Source organism: Rhizobium sp. CFBP 8752, from assembly GCF_014842035.1.
GTDB classification, from domain to species: domain Bacteria; phylum Pseudomonadota; class Alphaproteobacteria; order Rhizobiales; family Rhizobiaceae; genus Neorhizobium; species Neorhizobium soli.
Genome location: NZ_JACYUZ010000004.1, coordinates 121,863 through 143,965, shown reverse-complemented (window position 1 = coordinate 143,965; position 22,103 = coordinate 121,863). Strand labels below are relative to the sequence as shown.

At 60.0% G+C, this 22,103-nt stretch carries 20 protein-coding genes; 9 read left to right on the top strand and 11 right to left on the bottom strand.

Going from position 1 to position 22,103, the window contains the following annotated elements; all coding sequences use genetic code 11:
- Window positions 1-95: 95 nt before the first annotated feature.
- The 4 genes from IFT59_RS19255 to IFT59_RS19240 all read right to left on the bottom strand — a co-directional run bounded on the left by IFT59_RS19255 (window position 96) and on the right by IFT59_RS19240 (window position 3,970).
- On the bottom strand, window positions 96-1,154 hold the full coding sequence (locus tag IFT59_RS19255) for an ABC transporter ATP-binding protein (protein ID WP_192087859.1): 1,059 nt from the start codon (window positions 1,152-1,154) through the stop codon (window positions 96-98).
- A 16-nt stretch (window positions 1,155-1,170) separates the two neighbouring features.
- Window positions 1,171-1,959 (bottom strand): ABC transporter permease, encoded by a 789-nt coding sequence (locus tag IFT59_RS19250; protein WP_062576729.1) that lies wholly within the window; start codon window positions 1,957-1,959, stop codon window positions 1,171-1,173.
- A 4-nt stretch (window positions 1,960-1,963) separates the two neighbouring features.
- On the bottom strand, window positions 1,964-2,788 hold the full coding sequence (locus tag IFT59_RS19245; protein WP_092664465.1) for an ABC transporter permease: 825 nt from the start codon (window positions 2,786-2,788) through the stop codon (window positions 1,964-1,966).
- Between the two features lie 141 nt (window positions 2,789-2,929).
- Window positions 2,930-3,970 (bottom strand): ABC transporter substrate-binding protein, encoded by a 1,041-nt coding sequence (locus IFT59_RS19240; protein WP_062576733.1) that lies wholly within the window; start codon window positions 3,968-3,970, stop codon window positions 2,930-2,932.
- Window positions 3,971-4,210: 240 nt separating this feature from the next.
- On the opposite strand from IFT59_RS19240, the gene IFT59_RS19235 reads away from it, so the two are divergent.
- Window positions 4,211-6,436, top strand: a complete 2,226-nt coding sequence (locus IFT59_RS19235) for a heavy metal translocating P-type ATPase (protein ID WP_192087858.1) — start codon at window positions 4,211-4,213, stop codon at window positions 6,434-6,436.
- 53 nt (window positions 6,437-6,489) lie between these two features.
- Here the strand turns inward: IFT59_RS19235 and IFT59_RS19230 are convergent, their stop codons facing one another.
- On the bottom strand, window positions 6,490-8,196 hold the full coding sequence (locus IFT59_RS19230; RefSeq protein WP_192087857.1) for a glycoside hydrolase family 13 protein: 1,707 nt from the start codon (window positions 8,194-8,196) through the stop codon (window positions 6,490-6,492).
- 310 nt (window positions 8,197-8,506) lie between these two features.
- On the opposite strand from IFT59_RS19230, the gene IFT59_RS19225 reads away from it, so the two are divergent.
- Window positions 8,507-9,589: a glycoside hydrolase family 25 protein gene (locus IFT59_RS19225; protein ID WP_192087856.1), complete on the top strand. Its 1,083-nt coding sequence runs from the start codon at window positions 8,507-8,509 to the stop codon at window positions 9,587-9,589.
- Between the two features lie 109 nt (window positions 9,590-9,698).
- Here the strand turns inward: IFT59_RS19225 and IFT59_RS19220 are convergent, their stop codons facing one another.
- The 5 genes from IFT59_RS19220 to IFT59_RS19200 all read right to left on the bottom strand — a co-directional run bounded on the left by IFT59_RS19220 (window position 9,699) and on the right by IFT59_RS19200 (window position 14,291).
- Window positions 9,699-10,769: an HlyD family secretion protein gene (locus IFT59_RS19220; RefSeq protein WP_174197391.1), complete on the bottom strand. Its 1,071-nt coding sequence runs from the start codon at window positions 10,767-10,769 to the stop codon at window positions 9,699-9,701.
- Window positions 10,770-10,806: 37 nt separating this feature from the next.
- Window positions 10,807-12,519 carry an MFS transporter gene (locus IFT59_RS19215; RefSeq protein WP_062454460.1) on the bottom strand — a complete coding sequence of 571 codons (1,713 nt, stop codon included), beginning with the start codon at window positions 12,517-12,519 and terminating at the stop codon, window positions 10,807-10,809.
- Window positions 12,506-12,961 carry a MarR family winged helix-turn-helix transcriptional regulator gene (locus IFT59_RS19210; protein ID WP_062576743.1) on the bottom strand — a complete coding sequence of 152 codons (456 nt, stop codon included), beginning with the start codon at window positions 12,959-12,961 and terminating at the stop codon, window positions 12,506-12,508. The genes IFT59_RS19215 and IFT59_RS19210 overlap by 14 nt, the downstream gene beginning before the upstream one ends.
- Window positions 12,962-13,210: 249 nt before the next feature.
- The gene (locus IFT59_RS19205) at window positions 13,211-13,444 is read right to left on the bottom strand and encodes a hypothetical protein (protein WP_113110177.1); all 234 of its coding nucleotides are present in this window, start codon (window positions 13,442-13,444) and stop codon (window positions 13,211-13,213) included.
- Window positions 13,445-13,511: 67 nt separating this feature from the next.
- Window positions 13,512-14,291 (bottom strand): SDR family oxidoreductase, encoded by a 780-nt coding sequence (locus tag IFT59_RS19200; RefSeq protein WP_062576745.1) that lies wholly within the window; start codon window positions 14,289-14,291, stop codon window positions 13,512-13,514.
- 264 nt (window positions 14,292-14,555) lie between these two features.
- Between IFT59_RS19200 and IFT59_RS19195 the strand changes: the two genes are divergently transcribed.
- Both IFT59_RS19195 and IFT59_RS19190 read left to right on the top strand, forming a co-directional pair.
- Window positions 14,556-15,056 carry a hypothetical protein gene (locus IFT59_RS19195; RefSeq protein WP_062454454.1) on the top strand — a complete coding sequence of 167 codons (501 nt, stop codon included), beginning with the start codon at window positions 14,556-14,558 and terminating at the stop codon, window positions 15,054-15,056.
- Between the two features lie 105 nt (window positions 15,057-15,161).
- Entirely contained in the window at window positions 15,162-15,320 is a 159-nt protein-coding gene (locus IFT59_RS19190; RefSeq protein WP_082471680.1) for a YqaE/Pmp3 family membrane protein, read from the top strand.
- Here the strand turns inward: IFT59_RS19190 and IFT59_RS19185 are convergent.
- The gene (locus tag IFT59_RS19185; RefSeq protein ID WP_192087855.1) at window positions 15,304-16,290 is read right to left on the bottom strand and encodes a GlxA family transcriptional regulator; all 987 of its coding nucleotides are present in this window, start codon (window positions 16,288-16,290) and stop codon (window positions 15,304-15,306) included. The genes IFT59_RS19190 and IFT59_RS19185 overlap by 17 nt on opposite strands.
- A 107-nt stretch (window positions 16,291-16,397) precedes the next feature.
- Here IFT59_RS19185 and IFT59_RS19180 point away from each other — a divergent pair, with 107 nt between their 5' ends.
- The 5 genes from IFT59_RS19180 (at window position 16,398) to IFT59_RS19160 (ending at window position 22,086) form a co-directional block, all read left to right on the top strand.
- Entirely contained in the window at window positions 16,398-17,300 is a 903-nt protein-coding gene (locus tag IFT59_RS19180; protein WP_192087854.1) for a 3-keto-5-aminohexanoate cleavage protein, read from the top strand.
- Between the two features lie 5 nt (window positions 17,301-17,305).
- Window positions 17,306-18,808, top strand: a complete 1,503-nt coding sequence (locus IFT59_RS19175; protein WP_192087853.1) for a carnitine 3-dehydrogenase — start codon at window positions 17,306-17,308, stop codon at window positions 18,806-18,808.
- A 73-nt stretch (window positions 18,809-18,881) separates the two neighbouring features.
- Window positions 18,882-19,175, top strand: a complete 294-nt coding sequence (locus tag IFT59_RS19170; RefSeq protein ID WP_062576751.1) for an Rmf/CrpP family protein — start codon at window positions 18,882-18,884, stop codon at window positions 19,173-19,175.
- A 48-nt stretch (window positions 19,176-19,223) separates the two neighbouring features.
- Complete coding sequence (locus IFT59_RS19165) at window positions 19,224-19,688, top strand: GNAT family N-acetyltransferase (protein WP_062576754.1); 465 nt, start codon at window positions 19,224-19,226, stop codon at window positions 19,686-19,688.
- A gap of 292 nt (window positions 19,689-19,980) precedes the next feature.
- Window positions 19,981-22,086, top strand: coding sequence for a TonB-dependent siderophore receptor (locus IFT59_RS19160; protein WP_174197389.1), 2,106 nt, complete (start codon window positions 19,981-19,983; stop codon window positions 22,084-22,086).
- Window positions 22,087-22,103: the final 17 nt, after the last annotated feature.

Below are 22,103 nucleotides of genomic sequence, written 5' to 3'. Positions count from 1 at the left end.
GGCCTTCGATAGCGCGGGCAGGCCCGCCTTGTCGAGAGCAAGCGCTGCGAAAAGTCATACTTTTGAGGAGCGGCTTGAGGTTTGTAAATCGAGGCTCAGGCTTCCGGAGCAAGGATGCAGCACTGTTCGGCAACAGGCACCAGAACAGCGTTCGTATCAGGGTCGAAAGGTTCGGACAGTGCTCCATTCGCGGTGATCTCTCCGGCGACGGTCTTGCACTTGTATTGGTAGGCGCGGCCGAGATAGGTGCGGGTGCCAAGGGTCGCGGGAATGCCTTCGCCGGACTGCCGGGCGACAAGGCCGTCGGCGCGGGTGGCCAGAACGAAATCGTCCTTGATCGGGCCGAAGACATCCTGCGAGAACGACAGTCTTGCACCGCCGGCAGCTTCGGCTGTGACGGTCGCTCCGTCGCGGGTGACCACCTTCATCGGAATGAGGTTCTCGAACCCGACAAAACTGGCGACAAAGGCATTTGCCGGTTTGCGATAGAGGACTTCCGGCGTGTCGAGCTGCATGATGCGGCCTGCATTCATGATCGCCACGCGGTCGGAGATCGAGAAGGCTTCTTCCTGATCGTGGGTGACATAAAGCGACGTCGTGCCGTTCGCCTTCTGCAACTGGCGGATCTCGACGCGCATGTCCACGCGCAACTTGGCATCGAGGTTCGAGAGCGGTTCATCGAACATCAGGAGCGGTGGTTCGATGACGAGCGCGCGGGCCAGTGCCACGCGTTGCTTCTGGCCGCCTGACAGCGCCGACGGAAGGCGGTCGGCCAGGTGTGAAAGGCCGACGCGGTCGAGCATGCTCCCTGCCCGCTTGGCCCGATCGGGTTTGGCAATGCCGCGCTGCTTCAGACCGAAGGCGACGTTTTCCATCACGGTCAGGTGAGGAAAGAGCGCGTAGTTCTGGAACACAAGCCCGATATCGCGGGCATGTGCCGGAAGCGTGGTGAGATCGCGATCTCCAAGCCGCACGCGGCCGCTGGTCGGCTCAAGAAAGCCTGCGACGATCCGCAGCGTCGTCGTCTTGCCGCAGCCGGATGAGCCAAGCAGCGACACGAGCTCGCCGGCCGCGACCGAGATCGACAGGTCCTTGAGGACCTGTGTCGATCCGTAATGGGCGGAAAGTTTTTCGATGGTGAGCGATACGGTCAAAAGGGTTCTACTCGTCTTACTTGGTCAGGAAGGTGAGGCCGAGCGTGGCTTCGACGATGGCCATCACGCCAACCGTCACCAGCATCAAAAGCACGGAGACGGAGGCGATGGTGGGGTCGAAAAACTGCTCCATATGGGCCAGAATTTGGATCGGCAGCGTGGAAATGCCGGGACCGGTCAGAAACACCGAGATGGACACGTCGTTGATCGAGGTGATGAACGCGAGGATGAAGGCGGCGATGACGCCGGCGCGAATGTTCGGCAGCACGACCGTCATGAAGGTCTTGAGCGGCGGGCAACCAAGGCTGATCGCAGCTTCTTCTACGGAGAAGTCGAAGGCCGCAAGGCTCGCACCGACGACGCGCACGGAATAGGGAAGAACAAGAAGCGCGTGGCCGAGGATCAGGCTCGGATAGACCGGCAGGCCGAAGCCGATGGTAATCGACTTCAGAAGCGAGAAGCCGAACACGATTTCGGGGACCAGGATCGGCAGGACGAACAGCGTGGAAAGCCATTTCGGCAGTTCGACGCGGTACCGGTTTAGCGCATAGGCGGCAGGAATACCCATCAGCAGCGACAGCGCTGTTCCGAGGATCGCCACCTGGAAGCTGGTAATCGCCGTGTTCCGGAAAGCGGAGATCTCAAAGATATTGGCAAACCACCGCAGCGTCAGCCCCTGCGGCGGAAACGTCAGGTAGGATGTGTCGGAAAGCGACGCGCCGACGATGATGACGAGCGGCGCGAGCAGGAAAAGGAAGACGAGGGCGGCGAACGCGCCGAGGAGGGGATGGATGCGTGTGGTCATCTTGTCATACCGCCATCGGATTGAGGCGCCGCGCCATGCGGCTCATGATCGTCACTACGGCAATGGTGATGACCACCATGATCGCTGCGATGGTGGAGGCGCCCACCCAGTCGAAGGTGACCATGGCGCGCTGGTAAAGCAGCGTTCCCATCATCATCATCTGCTCGCCGCCCAGCAGCTGCGGCGTCGCGTAGGAGGTGAAGCTGCCGGTAAAGACCAGGACAGCGCCGACGATGAGGCCCGGCACGGCAAGCGGCAGGATGACCTGGAAGAACGTGGCGATCGGCGTTGCACCCAGAGAGGTTGAGGCTTCGACCACTTCGCGCGGAATGCCCTCGAGCACGCCGGTCAGGGTGAGGATCATCAGCGGCACGAACAGATAGACCATCGCAACGATTACCGATCCCTCGGTGTAGAGCATGGACAACGGCTCGGAGATGATGCCGAGCGACATGAGCGTGTCGTTGACGATGCCGTTCTTGCCAAGAATGATCAGCCAGGCAAATGAGCGAACCACGACGCCGGTCAGAAGCGGGAAGACCGCAGCGATGATGGCGACAGACTTCAGCCGCCCCGGCATGCGGGCGATCACGTAAGCCGTCAGAAAGCCGATGACCAGCGAGATCGCGGTGGTGATGAGGGCGATACGCAGCGTACGGTAGAGGATATTGGTGCGGAAGCCGCTGTTGAAGAAGGCGGTGTAGGTCGAAAAGGCGCCTTTCGGCTCACCGAACGTGGTGGCGATGGTCAAGAGAACCGGAATAACGAGAGCGACGACGACAGCAATCGTCGCCGGCATCGTCAGCCCCCATTTGGCAAAACGCTTCATGTCTGTTCTTTCAAATTCCGGGCTGCCCTGCGACTTTCCGGCACCGGCGTTCCCGCAGCGGATGTGCTCCGCAATCCCTGCCCGGATCAGGAAAAGCCCTCTCCTTGGATCGAGGAGAGGGCTCGTCGTCTGTGACTGGGATTACTGGCCGAAGACCTCGTTCCACTGGTCGATCCAGTCGGTCTTGGCATCATTCAGCTTGGCATAGTCGATGCGGCCAAGCTTCGAGACCTGGTCTGCGCCATAGGTCCACATCTTGGCCTGTTCCGGCGAAAGCTCGACCTTGCTGTTGATCGGCGCATCGACGCCCTGTTCGGCTTCCTTTTGCTGGACTTCCTTCGACAGAACGAAGTTGATGAACTGGTGCGCCAGCTCGACGTTCTCGGAGCCCTTCGGAATGTTGACCATGTTGAGCGTGGCGATATCGCCTTCCTTCAGTGTCGCCCAGGTCATGGTCTTGACGGCTGCCTGCATCGAAGCGAGCGTGAAATCCTGCGCCAGGGCAACGCGCACCTCGCCGGTCGAGATCAGGTTCACAAGTTCGGAGCCGGTATTGTAGTTCTTGACCACATTGGGCTTCAGTTCGCTGATCGCCTCAAAGGCCTTTTCGGAGTCCTCGTAGGCATCGACGCCCGCATGCTTGCCGGCCTGCAACACGACCATCGGGCCGGCCGTGGTGGTGATGCCCGGCAGCGAGACCGAGCTCTTCATGTCGGCGCGCCAGAGATCGGCCCAGGAGGTGATCGCCGGATCCACCTTGGCGCTGTCATAGACGAGACCGACGCGGCCGATCGTGTAGGCCGGACCATACTTGCCCTGCGGATTGCGGCCGAGTTCGTAGATTTCCGAAAGGTTCGGGATCTTGGATGCGTCGACTTCCTGAAACAGGCCCTGTGCGACGCCGAGCTGGGAGAAGCTATCCGAGAGGTAGATCACGTCCACGCCCTTGCCGTCGCGCAGCTTCAGCTTGTTCAAGCGGTCGGCATTGTTGCCGGTTTCAAACACAATGTCGCAGCCGCAGATCTTCTTGAACGGCTCGATGATGTTGGCTTTCATCTTGTCGCCGTTATAGCCCCACCAGGAAATGGTGAAGGTCTTCGTCTGGGCACTGGCCGAGGCGACGCCGGAAAACGTGGCAAGAATTGCAAGCGCTGCAAACTTGGTGAGGCGATGAGCCTTCATGAGGTGATCCTTTGTCGAACAATCGGTGTTGAATTGGCTGCTCGGACAGCGCCGAGCGTAGAACGACAGTATTTTTTCATCGCTTTCCCCGCAAGCTCAATAATTGTGCACGCGCAATATCCATGTGGATATGCACTGCAATAGGAACGCACGTGTGGGCGTTTTCCCTCTTGCAGCTCTAGTGGCTAGAGGTTGTAGACACGAGAGGTGATCTGAGACGAACGGCAGGGAACCAGCACGATGACGGCAGTAAATCAGGCGCGATACAAGGTCGGCGGTATGGACTGCGCCAGCTGCGCCACCAAGATCGACACGGCTGTCCGCCGCATGCCCGGCGTCGAGGATGTTTCGGTATCGGTTGCCGCGGGCACGATGACGGTCAGCCACAATGACAGCGCCGATCTTAGCGCCGTCGAAAAGCGTGTTTCCGGTCTCGGTTATCCGCTGAGACAGCTTTCGCAGCGAAACCGCTCGGCCGAGCTAGTCATCCCCGTTGCTGATCACGCCGACCATCATGATCACGATCATGGAAGCAGTCATGACCATTCCCATCATGAGCAGGACACGGCCGCCACTGAAGGCCTGCATGGGCATGACCACGGTCCGATGGAGGGCCCATGGTGGAAATCCGCCAAGGGCCGACTGACCATTATGGCCGGCCTGGCATTTGCAGTTGCCTATGGGCTCGGCCACCTGTTTCCCGCTTACGAGACCTATATCTTCACCGCCGCGATGCTGATCGGTCTCGTGCCGATCGCGCGGCGCGCGATCATGGCAGCGCTCGCCGGCACGCCGTTCTCGATCGAAATGCTGATGACGATCGCCGCTGTCGGCGCGGTGGTGATCGATGCGTCGGAAGAAGCGGCGGCCGTCGTCTTCCTGTTTCTCGTTGGCGAATTGCTGGAAGGCGTTGCCGCCGGAAAGGCACGCGACAGCATCAGGAGCCTCTCCGCTCTGGTGCCGAAGGAAGCACTTCTGGAGGAAGGCGGCCAGACGCGAACCGTGCCGGCCGAAAGCCTTGCGATCGGTTCGATCATCCTGGTCAGGCCCGGCGACCGGATATCAGCCGATGGCGTCATCATGTCAGGCCAGAGCGCGGTGGATCAGGCGCCCGTCACGGGCGAAAGCACGCCGGTTGCCAAGGGCGTCGACGATGTCGTGTTTGCCGGCACCATCAACACCGATGGCGCGCTTCGGGTGCGTGTCACCGCCGCTGCGCAAGACAACACGATTGCCCGCGTCGTTCGCCTCGTTGAGGAGGCGCAGGAAAAGAAGGCGCCGACCGAACGCTTCATCGACCGCTTTTCGCGGTACTATACGCCCGGCGTCGTTGCGGTTGCCGCTCTGGTCGCCATCCTGCCGCCGCTCATTGCCGGTGGTAACTGGAACGAGTGGATCTACAAAGGGCTTGCCATTCTGCTGATCGGTTGCCCCTGCGCACTTGTCATCTCGACGCCTGCGGCGATCGCTGCGTCGCTTTCATCCGGTGCCCGCCGTGGCCTCCTGATCAAGGGCGGTGCGGTGCTCGAGACACTCGGAAAGCTGACCGTTGTTGCCCTCGACAAGACCGGCACGCTGACCGAGGGACGGCCGCAGGTCACCGATGTCATTGCTTTCGGCCACAGTGCCGATGAAGTGCTGCGGTTTGCGGCCGCGCTGGAAATCGGCTCCAGCCATCCACTTGCAAAGGCCATCCTCGCGAAAGCTGAAGAAGACGAAGTTGTCATTCCGCAGTCGAGTGATGGCAAGGCGCTCGGCGGAAAAGGTTTGACAGCAGAGGTCGAGGGACAGGACGTCTTCTTCGGCTCTCCCAAGGCTGCCGCCGAGCGGGTGTCGATGTCTATGGCGCACAGCCGCCGGATCGCAGCGCTCAACGACGAGGGCAAAACCGTCTCCGTGCTGATCGTCGGCAGCGTGCTCGCCGGTGCGATCGCCATGCGCGACGAGCCGCGCGCCGATGCCAAGGCTGGGCTTCTGGCTCTCACCGAAGCGGGCGTGAAAACGGTCATGCTGACCGGCGACAATGCGCGCACGGCAGTTGCAATCGGGCAGGAGCTGGGGATCGAGGTCCGCGCTGACCTGCTCCCGGAAGACAAGAGCCGTATCGTCGGCGAACTGAAGCGTGACGGTTTCGTCGTCGGCAAGGTCGGGGACGGGATCAACGACGCACCGGCCTTGGCGGCGGCAGATGTCGGCATCGCCATGGGCGGCGGCACGGATGTTGCGCTCGAAACCGCCGACGCCGCTGTGCTGCATGGCCGGGTGGCCGATATCGCAGCAATGATTGCCCTGTCGAAGAAGACGATGCGCAACATCCATCAGAACATCACCATCGCGCTCGGTCTGAAGGCGGTGTTTCTGGTGACGACGGTGATCGGCATAACCGGGCTCTGGCCGGCGATCCTCGCCGACACCGGCGCAACCGTGCTGGTCACGATCAATGCGCTGAGGCTGTTGCGGAAGTAGATGAGAGCCCTACGCCTCCGGGCGCAGGGCTCTCTAAGACTGAAAACTTTTCGTCATGGCATCCGGTGCAGGATGGCGAAGGCTTCATACGGCTTGAGAACGATCGTCTCCGAGAGCGCTTCGATCGGCTGTTCGTTGGAGATGAGGCAACTGCCGGATACGCGCAGCTCTTCCGGCAGATCCAGACTTACCTCGCGGGCTGAAAAACTGCCGATGACGACCAGCAGGTCCCTGTCCAGTTTGCGGGTGTAGACAAAGACGTCGGGATTGTCGTCGAGCCACGACTGGTATTTGCCGTAGACGATGACCGGATGGGATTTCCGCAAGGCAATCAGCTGGCGGTAATGGTTCCAGACCGAACGCTCGTCGCTCATCGCCACGTCCGCATTGATCGACGCATAGTTCGGATTGACGCCGATCCAGGGTTCTACGGTGGAAAAACCGCCATAAGCTGCGCTGTTCCACTGCATCGGCGTGCGGGCGTTGTCGCGGCCGTTCGCGTTGGCGCCCATGATGAAATCCTCAGGCGAACGGCCGGCATCCACATGCAGCTGATACATGTTGAGCGTCTCGATATCGCGGTACTGCTCGATCGCGGTGAACGGCATGTTGGTCATGCCGATCTCTTCGCCCTGATAGATAAAGGGCGTGCCTTTCAGCAGATGCATCACCGTCGCCAGCATCTTGGCCGATTCCACGGGATAACCTGTGGCATCACCGTATTTCGAGACGGCGCGCGGCAGGTCGTGATTGCCCCAGAACAAGGAATTCCAGCCGTCGTCGGCCAGCGCGTTCTGCCATTTGCTCAGCACCGACTTCAGTTCGACGAGGTCGAAGCTTTTCGGCTGCCATTTGCCGTATGTTTCATCCCATTGGCGGGTCACGTGTTCGAACTGGAACACCATCGAGAGTTCCTGCCGCTCGCGACCGGAATAGAGAAGTGCCGATGCAGGTGTGGCACTCCACGCCTCGCCGACGGTCAGGACGTTGCGGCCACCGAAGGTCTCGCGGTTCATCGCCTGCAGATATTCGTGCAGGTGCGCACCGTCGGTCACCACGCCCTGGTCCACCTGTTTGCCGATATAATCGATGACATCCATCCGGAAACCGGAAATGCCGCGTTCCAGCCACCAGTTCATCATGTCATGAACTTCGGCACGGACCTTTGGGTTTTCCCAATTCAGATCGGGCTGGCGGCGCGAGAAGAGATGCAGGTAGTATTCGCCGGTCGTCTCGTCGAGCGTCCAGGCGGGGCCGCCGAATGTCGACTGGAGATCGTTGGGAGGTCCGCCGTCAGGACCCGGCTTGCGCCAGACGTAGAAGTCACGAAACGGATTGTCGAGAGAGGCTCGTGAGTTCTGAAACCACGGGTGTTCGTCGGACGTGTGATTGACAACCAGATCGAGCAAGATGCCGATGCCCAGGCGTCGAGCCTCGGCAACCAGCAGATCGAAATCGGCAAGCGTTCCAAATTCGGGCGCGATATCGCGATAGTCCGAGATGTCGTAACCGTTGTCATGCATCGGCGATTTGAAGATCGGGGAGAGCCATATGACGTCGATGCCGAGAGACGCGATATAATCCAGTTTCGAGATAATGCCCGGAATATCGCCGATGCCGTCACCGTTCAGATCGCAGAAGCTGCGCGGATAGATCTGGTAGACGGTCGAGCTATGCCACCACTGCCGTTCGAGGGGTGGCGCCGCTTCCTGGACAAGTGCTGCCAGCTGATCCTCGAGCTGATCCCGTAACTGGTCCATCCACGTCTCCTTGAGATATATTCGACAACCGAACGCCAACGCCGCATGGAGAGTTCCAAACGAGCGTATTCAGGATTAAATCAGGACTGCCTGACCGATCGTGTGGTGCCCTTCGCGGGCTCATTGCGCTCACCTGACGACCTCGTGACTGAAGTGTTATCGATTTCGCCTCTCTAGACGTCATCCTGCAGGGCTCGGAGCACATCCGTAAAGATTGCATTCAGTATTTCCCGGTAAGGTCCCGTTAGTAAACGTGCGGCGCTGATCGTCTGCTGCACGGATTCCGTTTTGTATCGAGTACGGGTTCCTTATGCGTCTTACGGCTGTATCACTGCTCGTTCTGGCCCTCGCTGCGACTGGATGTACCTCCAGCAGCGATCTGGAATCCGCTGTGCCCGCTTCATCCGGGTCTGCAAAGACGTCGCGTCTGGCTGCAAGAACGGCTCCGCTGGTTCCCGCCGTCGACGTCGGGACGACGGCCGGCATTCCGTCACCACCGCAGAAGCCATTGGCCTGGGGCGGGCCTGTGCCGCAGTCGCCGGCGTTCCGCAACATCGCGCCGGGTCCTTCGGTCGAAACGCCAGGCAATCCGATGGTCACGACCGTCGGCATGCCGATGCCGGCTCAGCGGCCCGTATCGGCGCTCACTCCGGTTTCCCTGCCCGACATGAGGCCAGGCCTCGGGGTTTCGCCTGGCGGCCGCTCGCGGATCTACAGCCACAGCTTCCGCGATGCCAAACCGATCAATTTCGGCAAGGTCTCGCCACGCAAGATGTCCGTTCACGGCGTCGACGTTTCTCGCTGGCAGGGCGATATCGATTGGGCAAAGCTGCGGACGCAGGGCGCCAACTTTGCCTATATCAAGGCGACCGACGGCGGCGATCATCTGGATCCGATGTTCAAGACCAACTGGCGCAAGGCCAAGGAGGCCGGCGTCAAGCGTGGCGCCTACCACTTCTTCTACTGGTGCCGCGTTGCGAGCGACCAGGCCGAATGGTTCATCCGCAATGTTCCGAAAGATCCCGACGCGCTGCCGCCTGTGATCGACGTCGAATACAACGGCGAGTCGAGCTGCAAAATGCGTCTGTCGCGCGCCAAGGTGCTCGAAAAGATGCAAGTCTTCATGGACATGCTGGAGCGCCATTACGGCAAGCGGCCGGTGATCTACACGGCGCCGGATTTCTACAAGGACAACCTGCGCGGCGAGTTCCTCAACTACCCATTCTGGCTGCGCGCGGTCGCTCAGCATCCGTCGGTGGTCTATCCCGATCGCAGATGGGTGTTCTGGCAGTATTCCGGATCCGGCCTCTCGCAGGGCGTCGAGGGTAAGATCGATCTCAACGTCTTCCGCGGCGGCGAGGGTGATTGGCATGACTGGGTCGCCCGCAACTGACGGGATCGACTTCAGACGATAATCGGCGAGCGCCCCGCGTCGGCGTCTGATGCGGGGCGTTTTGCCATCCGGGATATGCAGGTTCCGCTGACGCCATCGCCACTTCGGCTTAGCGCGTCTCTACCTCTGCAGCTGCTGCACTCTCCTGAGCGATATCGATCTTGGCCACGACGGACATGCCGGGCACAAGACGGTCCGTCAGGGGCTGTTCGGTATCGATGGCAATGCGCACCGGAATACGCTGAGCGACCTTGGTGAAGTTGCCGGTCGCGTTGTCGGATTTGATCACGGAGAATTCCGAGCCTGTCGCCGGTGCGAAACGCTCGATCGTTCCCGTGAACGCCTGATGACCCAGAGCATCGACCGTGAATGTCACGCGCTGGCCGACGGTCATGTTCTCCAGCTGGGTTTCCTTGAAGTTTGCGACCACCCAGACGTGATTGGGCACGAGCGAAGCGACCTGTGTGCCAACGGAAACATATTGACCGATGCGGCCGGTCACCTCTCCAAGGGTTCCGTCCTGCGGTGCGATGATCCTGGTGTTTTGCAGGTCGATCCGCGTGAGTTCGACTGCGGCCTTGGCGCTTCCGACGCTCGCTTCCAGCGAACGACGACTGACGACGATCGTGTTGAGGTCCTGTTCGGCCACCAGTTCGGTCGCCTGTGCCTGGTGGAGGCTCGCCTGCGCCTGGTCATAGGCGGCGCGGTTCTTCTCCGACTCGCTTTGGGTGGTGACGTTGTTTTTGAGCAAAGTCTCGGTGCGCTCATAGGTCAGCTTGGCCGCGTTCAGTGCTGCCTGCGCACTTTCGATGCCGGCCTTTGCCGAGACGATATTGGCCTCCGCCGATTTGCGGCTTTGCTCGGAATTGTCGAGCGACGCTTCAGCGGTGGCGAGCTGCGCTTCTGCCTGTTCGAGCTTCTGGGCATAGATGCGGTCATCGATCTTGACGATCAGATCGCCCTTCTTGACCTTCTGGTAGTCCTGCACCGGCACGTCGACGATGACGCCCGCGAGCTGCGGACTGAGCAACGTCACCTGTCCGCGGACATAGGCATCGTTCGTGGTCTCGACCGTGCCGTGGAAGGGGGGCAGGTTCCAGGCGTAAAGCACGATAAACACGCCGACGATCCCGACGATGAGCGCGACGTATGTGGAAATGGATCTGAAGGCAGCGTTCATAGCTCTGTTCTTTTTCTAAAGTGTATCGAATTGACGGTCAGGCCTGCGTGGAGGCAGACGCATGCGGTATGAGCCGATCGCGGTGGGTCCACGCGAGATGGCATACAAGCATCACGATCGCGCCGATTGCGATCAGGAAAGTCACGTAGAAGGCGTCGTTATAGGCGAGCACATAGGCTTGTTGCTGAACGGCCTTGGCGAAGGTCGTGGTGCCCTGGATCGTGCGCTGGGTCAGATCGGATGTCGACCGCGCGTAGGCGCCGACATACTGCTGGATTCTCGCCGTCACCATCGGATCGGTGGGCAGAAGTCGGGATGTCAGGATCGACGAGTGATATTGCTCGCGCCAGGTGACAAAGGTGCCGAACAAGCCGCTGCCGAGGAACGCGCCGACCTTCTGGGTGAACAGGAAGACGGCGATAAAGCTGATGACGTAGGTCAGGCCCTTCTTCAGCGCGGCGGCAAAACCCACCGCCATGGCCGGCGGTAGAAACAGACCGCTTCCGAATGCGATCATGGCCTGGCTGACATACATCTGTTCGGGACGGGTCAGGACCGTGGATTGGCTGTCCATGTAGCATCCCGCCGCAATCAGGATCAACGCGACGAGGTGGATGAAGCCTTCCCGGCCGGGCTTCATCACAAGCGCGCAGACGAGGCCTGAAATCACGCTGGCAATCAGGATCGCCCAGTAGAGCCCAGCCATCTGTTCGTTGAACAGCCCGAGCTGTTTGAAGAAATTGATCGCGCCTGTGGATTGCTCGGTCAAAAGCATGCGGAAGACCAGGAGAACGCCTGCAAAATGGATGATCTCGCGCGAGGTGATCCAGCGCACGTCGATGAGGTTTGTCTTGCGGTTGAGTTCGATGATCGTCATCAGAACGCCGGTGACGATCGCGACGACAAGCAGCCAGCCGAGCCAGTCCGCTTCCAACCACCAATACAGGCGGCCCATGGTGAAGACGACGGCAAGGCATCCCATGCTGGTGGCCAGAAGTGCATAACTGACAAAGTCGAGCGGCGCGATCACCTTGGCTCTTGGAGGCGAGGTGAGTGGCAGCAGGAACACAAGGCCGAACACGATCAGTGCGAGGCCCAGTTCCAGAAGGTAGAGGCCCTGAAGGTCGCGCTCGTCGAGCAGCGATGGCGACACGAGACCGGCAATCGGCGTTGCCAGAAGCAGACCGATCAGCGCCAGACAGATACCGATATTCAGCTTCTTCTCCGGCGGAAAGATCTCCAGCATGTAGAGAATTGCGATGGAGGAGACAGGCGCGGCCGCGGCTCCCGCAAAAAACCGGAGGGCAATGGCAACGCTGAGATCGTTCACCCACAGATGTGCCAGGCTGATGATCACGTAAGGGATAATGGCGATTTCGCAGAAGTTGCGGATACCGTATTGCGTGCGGACCTTGAACAGGAACAGACCAAGGCTGGCGTTGGGAAACAGATAGGCGGCCACCAGCCAGGACGCTTCGGTCTGGGTCGCTTCCATCGGGCCGGCAATCTGCTGGAGGTTGGCCGAAATCAGACTTGTGCCCAGGCCCTGCATGACCGCCGCGGCAATCGACGCGAATGCATAGAGGAGCGCAATCGGAAGCGGTTTCGGAACGAAAGCCGGGGGGGCTACAGGCGGCGCAACGGCAGGGGCCGCATCCTGCACAGCTGAGGCGGCCGATCGCCCCGCATCGGGGCTCGCATCTGAATTTTCGACGTCGTCTTTCACGACTGTTGTGTCACGTGATGACATTGAAGCTCTCCAGATCGGCAAGATTGGTGCCGATCGCGTCCAGAAGGTCGTTGGCACGGCGGATATCGTCGTGGTCGAGGCCTGCAAAAATCTGTTTCCGGATCTGGTCCGCGAGGGAGCGCACGAAGTCTGCCTGCTCCTTGCCGTGGGACGTCAGCGAGATCAGTTTCGCGCGTCGGTCGCCGGGATCGGGCCTGCGCTCGATCAGGCCGTTCTGTTCCATGCGGTCAAGCAGCCGGACCAGTGTCGCCTGCTCGAGCTCAAGCTCAAACGCAAGCTCGGTCTGTGTCATGCTCTGCTTTTTAGTCAGCCGAAACAACGCACGGGCGCGCGGATAGGTCAGGCCGTGGGCGGTGACCTGCTGATTGAACGCCGTGCGGATTTTCCGGCTTACCTTGGTAAGCGATTCCAGAAAATCAGAGCTTGCGAGATCCTGATCCATAAAAGGTTAGTGTGCTAAGTTTATGATGACCATTAGTTAGCATGCGTACTATTCCGGTTCAAGGTCGGGATCGCCCTGTCTGCCGGCTTCAGCAACGCCATTATCGCATTGCGGACCCCGTTCTGCTGCATGGGTCCGGAGTGTCCGCTCCCATACTGACGTGCCTATTCCATAGAAAATGCCGCGCTCTTGGGAAGCGCGGCAGGACTTATCGCTGTATCGCAGAAAACCTGCGGCCAGCACTTGGTGTTAGCGGCAAACCTTCGTTTCCTTGATGATCACGGCACCGTGACGCATCGTCTTGACCTTCTTCACGACGCAACCGCGGCGCTGATGATGACGGTCACGTTCGCGCATCATGCGCGGCGGCGGCGGTCCACGGCGGTCGTCGGTAACGATCGTAACGCTCTGAGCCTGTGCAAAAGGTACAAATGATACAGTCGATGTAATAGCAATAGCGGCTGCGATAATAAAATTCTTCACGTTTCCTGCCCTCCTTGATGGCGGACAGTAACGCGAATGTCATCGACTGGTTCCACGCCTTTACATCTTAGCGAAGAAGGCTTTGCCCGCCGTCGACGAAGATCGGCGTTCCAGTGATGTGACGGGAGCGATTGGACGCGAGAAACAGCACGACGTCAGCAACATCCTCACTTTCGCCTGCCTTGCCTCCGGTGATCGGAATTTCCCCTGCCGGGAAAACGACAGGGACAGCCGTTTCGTCCTTGCCGCGAAGACTTGTATTGTCGTCGATGCTTGTCCCGATCGATCCCGGGCAGATCGCATTCACGCGGATCCTGTGCTTACCAAGTTCGAGTGCCAGTTGCTGCACCATCGCAACCTGGGCAGCCTTGGTGGCAGAATAGGCGGTAGCGCCCGGCGTTGTGAACGTGCGGTTGCCGTTGATCGAGGAGATTACGACGACCGACCCGCCCTGTTTCTTGAGATGCGGCACGGTGACGTGAAAGGATAGGTAGGTGCCGCGCAGGTTGACGCGGATCGTGGTGTCCCACTCGTCCGGCTTCATGTCGTCGATCGGGGCCCAGACGCCATTGATACCGGCGTTGATCACAACGATGTCCAGTTGGCCATAGGCTTCGACCAGATGATCAACCGCTGCTCTCATTGCGGCTTCGTCCGCAACGTCGGCATCCAGCACGAGGGCGTCGCCGCCTCCGGCCGTGATTTCGTCAGCCGTCTCTTCCAGTTCGCTGCGCGTATGGCCGAGAAGCCCGATTCTGGCTCCCGATTGGGCTAGCTTGAGCGCTGCCGCCTTGCCTATTCCAGATCCGGCGCCAGTGACCAGAGCGACCTGCGTTTTCAATTCCATGAGCACATTCCTTGCTGCGACGCGAAAATCAGCGAAGGGCAAACGGCAAACGTAAATCGTGGTTCCCAATCCGGAAGTCAAAAGTGACCGCATGGAGAGACCCCGGTCGCCGGCGTCTTTAATAGGGGCTCCAGGATCAAGGGCACCGTCCCGCATTCGAGCCCGTCACAGTTCTCGTTCAGGCTCCGCCGGATCCTGCTTTGGAGGAGGGGAACTCCAAACGCGTTTGCGACGTTGGGTAGCAATCTCAGATGGAGCCAACCCATGCGCTTTCGCCGCCCGATCATCGCCTGCATCGCCAGCCTTCTCAGCTTGCCCGTATCGGCACAGGAGTCTTCCTTTCTTCCCACGCTCAAGGGCAGTTGGACCGGCGTCGGCACCGTCGTGACGCGCATCGGCGCAAAGCCGATCAACGTGACGTGCAAATTCGATATGTCGGGTGGGCGCACGGCGTTTTCGATGGACGGCACCTGCCGCGGCCTGCTGGTCGTCCAGCGCAAAATATCCGCCACACTTCAGGAAAGCGGCAATGGTTACCGCGGCACCTATACCGGCCCTTCCGGTCAGCCTTCGACCCTTTCGGGAAGACAATCCGGCAACCGGATCAATCTGTCCGTCCGTTGGGCACGTGTCATCAACGGCGATCGGACTGCCAATATGACAATCGAATCGCGCGGTGCTGGCAGCCTGCGTCTGCAGACGGTCGACAAGGATCCGAGCACGGGCAAGACCGTCGTAACCAGCAGCATCAATTTAACCCGGTAGGCGCTCGAAATCGCCTCACCACGCACCTCGACCGCAGAGCAGTGAAATGAACTTTTCGCTGCACTGCACGTTATCTTGCGCCATTGATCATTCGGAGAGATAATTTTGGACATCATCCGCATCCTTTTTGCCTTCCTCCTGCCGCCGCTGGGCGTGTTCCTCCAGGTCGGCCTCGGCCTCCACTTCTGGCTGAACATCCTCCTCACCCTGTGCGGCTTTCTTCCGGGTATCGTGCACGCGCTGTGGGTCATCCTGAAGAAATAACAGGATCGCGGCGCTTGACGCGCCGTCGCGTCTCACTCGGACTTTCGCGATACTGCGCTCTGTAGCTGCGCGATAGGGCGGAAGCCGAGTTAAAACCTGTCTCTGCGGCGATGTCGGCGATTGCCGCTGAGGTTTCGATGACCTTTCGTCGGGCTGCGTTCAGACGCAGGGCAATATAATGAGTGTGTGGTCCCACACCTATCGTCGTCTGAAACATGTCTTGAAGATGGCGGGCGCTTACACCGACGCGCTTTGCGAGCCTGGTGAGAACCAAGGGAGCATCGACAGTCTCCTCCATCAATCGCACCGCCGCCTGAACTCTGGCGTCGCGTCCCTGTCTGACGGAAGTGACGGCTGAACCATGCTCGCGGTCTAAGCGGTGACCGTATTCATAGAGAAACAGCCTGGACACTTCGAGCGCCAGCGTATGGCCATGGGCCCTGCGGATCAGTTCCAGCATCAGGTCGAGCGTCGGAACCGGTCCGCCTGTCGTAATGCGCTTGCTGTCGATCACGAAGCGGTCTCGTACAAGCTCGACCTCCGGATAAACCAGCGAAAAGGCCTCCAGATCCTCCCAGTGGATGGTTGCACGCGACCCGTTCAGCAGGCCAGCCTCGGCCAGCACGAAGGTTCCGGTCTCAATACCCGCGATCAGGCTGCGATGTCTCGCGGTGCGGGCAAGCTGCGCCTTCAGGTCGTGCGTGACGCTTTTCTTCCAGTCATAACTCGACAAGACGAACAGCGGGTCCGTTTCCCTTGCCGGTCGAAACGCGCCAGCCACCGCGATCGGTATTCCGCATGTCGTGTCGACCGGCGTTCCATCAGGAGAATGCAGTGTCCAGCGATAGAGGTCGCCCCCGGCAATGCGATTTGCAGCCCGCAACGGTTCGATCACAGACGCCAGAAGTATGAGGTTGGTCTCTGGCAGAAGAAGGATATCGAAGTGCTGACTGGGGGCCTTTTGGCTCATTCACCGTAATCCGTGCTGATTGCCGATAGTGTATGAAATGGCTCCGATAATGCAAAGCATTCCATCCGCCTCTCGGTCGTAATACGCTCAATCAGAAGGAGCATATGATGCCGCTTGAGATGAACCGCGAGGTTTTCATAACATGCGCCGTGACGGGTGCCGGAGATACGACATCACGATCGCCACACGTGCCGATCACGCCGAAGCAGATCGCCGATTCTGCGATCGACGCGGCGAAGGCGGGAGCCGCCGTGGTTCACTGCCATGTGCGCAACCCGGAAACCGGTGCCGCGGCCCGCAATATCGAACTCTACAGGGAAGTGACCGATCGCATCCGCTCGGCCGATGTCGATGTGGTCCTTAATCTGACCGCCGGCATGGGCGGCGATCTCGTGTTCGGCAATGTCGAAGCGCCGTTCCCGGTCAATCCTGATGGAACCGACATGGCCGGCGCGACCGAGCGTGTGGCGCATGTGGCGGAGTGCCTGCCGGAGATCTGCACGCTCGACTGCGGCACCATGAATTTCTCGCTCGGCGATTACGTCATGACCAACACGCCGTCGATGCTGCGCGAAATGGCAAGGCAGATGACGGCGCTCGGCGTCCGTCCCGAGATCGAGGCTTTCGATACCGGCCATCTGTGGTTCGCCAAGCAGCTCGTCGAGGAAGGCCTGATCGAGGATCCGGTGCTGATCCAGCTCTGCATGGGCATTCCGTGGGGCGCGCCCGACGACCTGAACACGTTCATGGCCATGGTCAACAACGTTCCGAAAACCTGGACGTTCTCGGCCTTCTCGATCGGCCGCAACGCGCTTGCCTATCCGGCGGCAGCGGTGCTGGCCGGCGGCAATGTCCGGGTCGGTCTTGAAGACAATCTCTATGCCGGCAAGGGGCAGCTCGCGACCAACGCGCAGCTCGTCGAAAAAGCGGTCGGGGTGATCGAGGGCATGGGCGCAAAAATCATCGGCCCGGCCGAGGTGCGCGAAAAACTCAAGCTGCAGAAAAGGTGACCAGCATGAGCAAGATCAAGAAGGCAGCCTGTATCGGCGGCGGTGTCATCGGTGGCGCCTGGGCCGCGCGTTTCCTGCTTGGCGGCATCGATGTTTCCATCTTCGATCCGCATCCCGATGCCGAGCGCATCGTCACGGAGGTGGTGGCCAATGCGGAGCGCGCCTATGGCATGCTTACCATGGCGCCGCTGCCGCCTCGGGGAAAACTCACGTTCTGCGCGACGCTTGAGGAGGCGGTCGCAGGCGCCGACTGGATCCAGGAAAGCGTCCCGGAACGGCTGGACCTGAAGCGTGGCGTGCTGACGAAAATCGATGCGGCCGCCGATCCGAAGGCGCTGATCGGATCGTCCACTTCAGGACTGATGCCGACGCAACTGCAGCGCGACATGCGGCATCCCGAGCGTATGTTCGTCGCGCATCCCTACAACCCTGTCTACCTCCTGCCGCTGGCCGAACTGGTCGGCGGCGAACGCACAAGCCCGGAGACCCTGCTTCTCGCCCGCGAGCGGCTGGCGCCGATTGGCATGAAGGGCGTGATCCTCAAGAAGGAGATCGAAGCCTTTGTCGGCGACCGTCTGCTGGAAGCCTTCTGGCGCGAGGCGCTGTGGCTGATCCATGACGATATCTGCGATACCGAGACACTCGACGATGTGATCCGCTATTCATTCGGCATGCGCTGGGCGCAGATGGGACTGTTCGAAACCTACCGCATTGCGGGTGGCGAAGCGGGCATGCGGCATTTTCTGGCGCAGTTCGGCCCCTGCCTCGCCTGGCCCTGGACCAAGCTGACCGACGTGGTCGATCTCGATGACGCCCTGGTCGACAAGATCGCAGCCCAATCGGATGCCCAGTCCGGCGCCTATGGCATCCGTGATTTGGAGCGGATCCGGGATGAAAACCTCGTCGGAATCATGCAGGCGCTGAAGGCCGGCGACGGCGGCAAGGGCTGGGGCGCGGGCAAAATCCTGTCCGAGTTCGAGACGCATCTCTGGTCCGAAGGTGGCGGAAACGGCAAGGGGACAAGCCTGTCCGTCGACACCTCGGCCCCGCTGCGGCTGGTCGATACCAAGGTCAACGCCGCCTGGGTCGATTACAATGGCCACATGACGGAGCACCGATACCTCCAGGTGTTCGGCGACACGTCCGATGCCCTGCTGCGCCTGATCGGCGTCGACTTCGCGTATGTCGAGGCGGGCCACAGCTACTACACGGTCGAGACGCATATCCGGCATCTGGGCGAGGCCAAGCTCGGCCAGGCGATCTACGCCACACTGCAGATCCTGTCCGTCGACGAAAAGCGCGTCCGATTTTTCTCGACCATTCACGACTCGAAGACTGACGGCATCATCGCGACGGCAGAGCAACTGATGCTGCATGTGGATGCAAGCGCCGGCAAATCCGTTGTCGCTCCTCCGGAAGTCATGGCAAAGCTTGCGCCGATTGCGCAGGCGCATGCCAAGCTAACGTTCCCGGACGGGGCAGGCCGCTCAGTCGGGCAGAAAAATTAGCTCAGCGGAAGCGTTAGGCGGCCGGAACAATAACCGCATCTCCTCTGTTTCTGACAACAAGGAGAGATGCGCCATGACCTACGAGTTAAGGGCCGTCCGAGGCGATCAGATCATTCGGGAAAGTTTCGCAACGGCGCAGGATGCCGTCTCTTCGATCGATGCGTTGCGGGGACAGGGGGTGCGGGTGGAAGTAGCCATCGACAGCACCGCAGTCCAGCCTGATACACTGACGGATTCGGAACGGCTGATCATCGTGAAAGAAGGCCGGAGATCCGCGGCAAGCGGCAACACGCTGGACACCTGCCCTTACACGGATGATCTTGACCGTCGCGCGCTTTGGCTGGAAGGATATCAGGATCCGAGCTGATTGATTTTTCTGCCGGACAATCACACGTATCCTAATAGGGCAAAAATCATGCAGATTCGTGCGTTTAGCGCTGGGGACACCGATGAACTTGCGGGACTGCTCGAGGAAATGCAGGACTATTACGGCGTGTTCTGCCCTCCGCGGGACGCAATCGTCGCGGGGATTCTCAACCGGCCGCTCAATACCGAGATCATCGTCGCCGGAACCAGCCGCGTGATCGGCTTTGCCGCCTTCGCTTCGATCTTTCCCGGTCCCGGCCTGGTGCCGGGCCTGTTCCTCAAAGAGCTTTTCGTGTCAGCTTCCGAGCGGGGCCAAGAGGTTGGTATCAAACTGATGCAGCGGCTTGCAGCGATTGCCGTCGAACGGAAGTTTGGCCGCGTCGATTGGACGGCGGCGCGCACGAACCAGCGGCTTTTGAAGTTCTACGACGACCTTGGCGGCGAGCGGAAGGAAACCCACATCTTCTACCGTCTCGAGGGTGCGAAACTGAACGCGCTGGCTGAACGGAGCTAGCTTAGAAAGCGCCGTCCTATCCAGGAAGCACGGAGAGCCAGCACCCTCGCTATGACATTCCTGCCACAGTTTGACCCGCTTTTCCGTTCCGGGCAACTCTTGCTTTGAGCAAAAGAGTTCAGCCGTTGACTTGCAAAAGCCCTCCCGATAATTCCTGATCAAAATAATCATGATTTCTTTTCCGCTTGGTCTGCAGCGGCGGGGCGTCGTGGCAGGAATTTTAGTACGAGGGGAATTTCGCGTGGCGTTTCGGTCAAGACCTTTTCAAGTCAATGGTTTTTCACGGATTTCGATGGGGCGCCGGGTAAGCGCCCAACGGATAGCGCTTCTTTCCAGTGTGGCAATCCTGCTGCCGCTGCAGGCTCTTGCACAGACAGCTGATGCCACCGGCACAACGCTCGCGCCGATTGTGCTCGAAAGCGGTGGCAGTGGAGTGGGTCCCGATGCGACGATCGTTGCCAAGGCTTCCCGTTCCAGCAGCAAGACCGATACCCCTCTGCTCGACGCGCCCGCTTCGGTTTCCGTCGTGACGGAAGAAGAACTGGAAAAACGCGGCGTCACGACGCTCGACGAGGCTCTGGCCTACACGCCGGGTGTTTCGACCGACATCTACGGCTCCGACAATCGCTACGATCACTATCTGATCCGCGGGTTCTACTCGACCGGCAACGCCACCTATCGCGACGGTCTGCCGATGTATACGGGTGGCGATTTTACGACCAACCGTATCGAACCCTACGCGATGCAGCGCATCGAAGTGCTGAAGGGTTCCAACTCGTCTCTGTTCGGACTGTCGGGACCGGGTGGTATCGTCAATGCGGTGACCAAGCTTCCGCAGGACGAGAAATTCGGCGAAGTCTACACGACACTCGGCGACGGTCATGTCGAGACTGGAACCGATTTCGGCGGCCCGCTGGATGCAGACGGTATCTGGAGCTATCGTTTGACCGGCAAGTGGCAGAATGCCGACGCAGGGATCGACGAGACCGAGGACGATCGCATCTACGTCGCGCCGGCGCTGACCTGGTCTCCGACCGCGGATACGTCCTTCACGCTTCTGATGGACTACAACAAGCGTGACGGCAGCACGTCTCACGGCATTCCGCTCGGCTCCGGCATCGATTCCGAGACCTATCTCGGCGAGCAAGATTTCGACAACATGGACGTAATCGAGAAGAATATCGGTTACCAGTTCCGCCACGATTTCGGCAATGGTCTCGAGTTCCGCCAGAACGCCAGGTACACCAAACTCGATGTCACCTACGAGAGTGTCTACAATTCGGCTGATCCAGCCACGAGCCGGAACGCTCTTGCAGTCTACGGCGAATCCACGCGTTTCCACATCGACAACCAGCTGCAATACGAGGCGAGCTTTGGTGCCTTCGACAGCCGGACGCTGTTCGGCTTCGACTACGGTCGCGACAGCAACGAGGAAATGCGGTTTGACGGTACTGCACTCGGCGTCGGCGATATCCGCAATCCGGTATACTGCGGTCGAAGCTGCGTGTCATTCGGTGCCGGCGTTGCGTCCGAGTCCGATCTCACGACCAAGGGTCTCTATATTCAGGAAGAGCTGACCTACGACGATCGTCTGATCTTTACCGTCGGCGGTAGGTATGACCATGCCGAAACTGAAAGTACCTCCTACGGCACCGACTACGACGCGGTCGACGAGAATTTCTCCAAGCGAGCCGGTGTGACCTACAAGGCCACGAGCGAAGTCTCTGTCTACGCCAACTACTCGGAATCCTTCCTTCCGGTTGCGGCCAATCGCAGCTACTTCATCGGCACCCCTAAACCGCAGGAAGGCAGGCAGTACGAAATTGGCATCAAGTATGAGCCGACCGGCATCGATGCGCTCTTCACGGCGGCACTGTTCGACCTGACGCAGACCAATGTTGCACAATGGGCACCGGACTATTCGGCACAGTACCAGGTCGGAAAGATCAACGTTCGCGGTCTCGAACTGGAAGCCAAGGTCGCGCTGTCCAATCGGATCAACTTTACCGCCGGATATTCCTACCTGGATGCAGAGATCGAGGAGGATGTCGACCCCACTCTCGTCGGCAACCGGCCGTATCTGGTTCCCAAGCACATGGCGTCGGCATGGTTCGACTACACGCTTCCCGGCAACGGCGCGCGCGGCGATCTGACGCTCGGCGTTGGCGGACGCCTGGTCGGCAGTTCCTATGCCGATAACGCCAACACGGATCCCGTTCCGTCGAGGGTCCTGTTCGACGCAGCCGTGAAATATCAGATCCGCGACAACGTCGCTCTCTCGGCGAACGTCACGAACCTGCTCGATAAGGAGTATATCAGCCAGATCGACGGCTTCAGCAACACCGCCTATTACGGCGATCGCCGTACGGTTCTCGCAACGCTGAAATACACTTGGTAACCGGGCTTCGCCTCAAT

Coding starts and splice junctions, on each gene's coding strand:
- IFT59_RS19250 (WP_062576729.1), bottom strand. CDS start 1,959: ATGACCACACGCATCCATCCCCTCCTCGGCGCGTTCGCCGCCCTCGTC.
- IFT59_RS19245 (WP_092664465.1), bottom strand. CDS start 2,788: ATGAAGCGTTTTGCCAAATGGGGGCTGACGATGCCGGCGACGATTGCT.
- IFT59_RS19240 (WP_062576733.1), bottom strand. CDS start 3,970: ATGAAGGCTCATCGCCTCACCAAGTTTGCAGCGCTTGCAATTCTTGCC.
- IFT59_RS19235 (WP_192087858.1), top strand. CDS start 4,211: ATGACGGCAGTAAATCAGGCGCGATACAAGGTCGGCGGTATGGACTGC.
- IFT59_RS19230 (WP_192087857.1), bottom strand. CDS start 8,196: ATGGACCAGTTACGGGATCAGCTCGAGGATCAGCTGGCAGCACTTGTC.
- IFT59_RS19225 (WP_192087856.1), top strand. CDS start 8,507: ATGCGTCTTACGGCTGTATCACTGCTCGTTCTGGCCCTCGCTGCGACT.
- IFT59_RS19220 (WP_174197391.1), bottom strand. CDS start 10,769: ATGAACGCTGCCTTCAGATCCATTTCCACATACGTCGCGCTCATCGTC.
- IFT59_RS19215 (WP_062454460.1), bottom strand. CDS start 12,519: ATGTCATCACGTGACACAACAGTCGTGAAAGACGACGTCGAAAATTCA.
- IFT59_RS19210 (WP_062576743.1), bottom strand. CDS start 12,961: ATGGATCAGGATCTCGCAAGCTCTGATTTTCTGGAATCGCTTACCAAG.
- IFT59_RS19200 (WP_062576745.1), bottom strand. CDS start 14,291: ATGGAATTGAAAACGCAGGTCGCTCTGGTCACTGGCGCCGGATCTGGA.
- IFT59_RS19195 (WP_062454454.1), top strand. CDS start 14,556: ATGCGCTTTCGCCGCCCGATCATCGCCTGCATCGCCAGCCTTCTCAGC.
- IFT59_RS19185 (WP_192087855.1), bottom strand. CDS start 16,290: ATGAGCCAAAAGGCCCCCAGTCAGCACTTCGATATCCTTCTTCTGCCA.
- IFT59_RS19180 (WP_192087854.1), top strand. CDS start 16,398: ATGCCGCTTGAGATGAACCGCGAGGTTTTCATAACATGCGCCGTGACG.
- IFT59_RS19175 (WP_192087853.1), top strand. CDS start 17,306: ATGAGCAAGATCAAGAAGGCAGCCTGTATCGGCGGCGGTGTCATCGGT.
- IFT59_RS19170 (WP_062576751.1), top strand. CDS start 18,882: ATGACCTACGAGTTAAGGGCCGTCCGAGGCGATCAGATCATTCGGGAA.
- IFT59_RS19165 (WP_062576754.1), top strand. CDS start 19,224: ATGCAGATTCGTGCGTTTAGCGCTGGGGACACCGATGAACTTGCGGGA.
- IFT59_RS19160 (WP_174197389.1), top strand. CDS start 19,981: ATGGGGCGCCGGGTAAGCGCCCAACGGATAGCGCTTCTTTCCAGTGTG.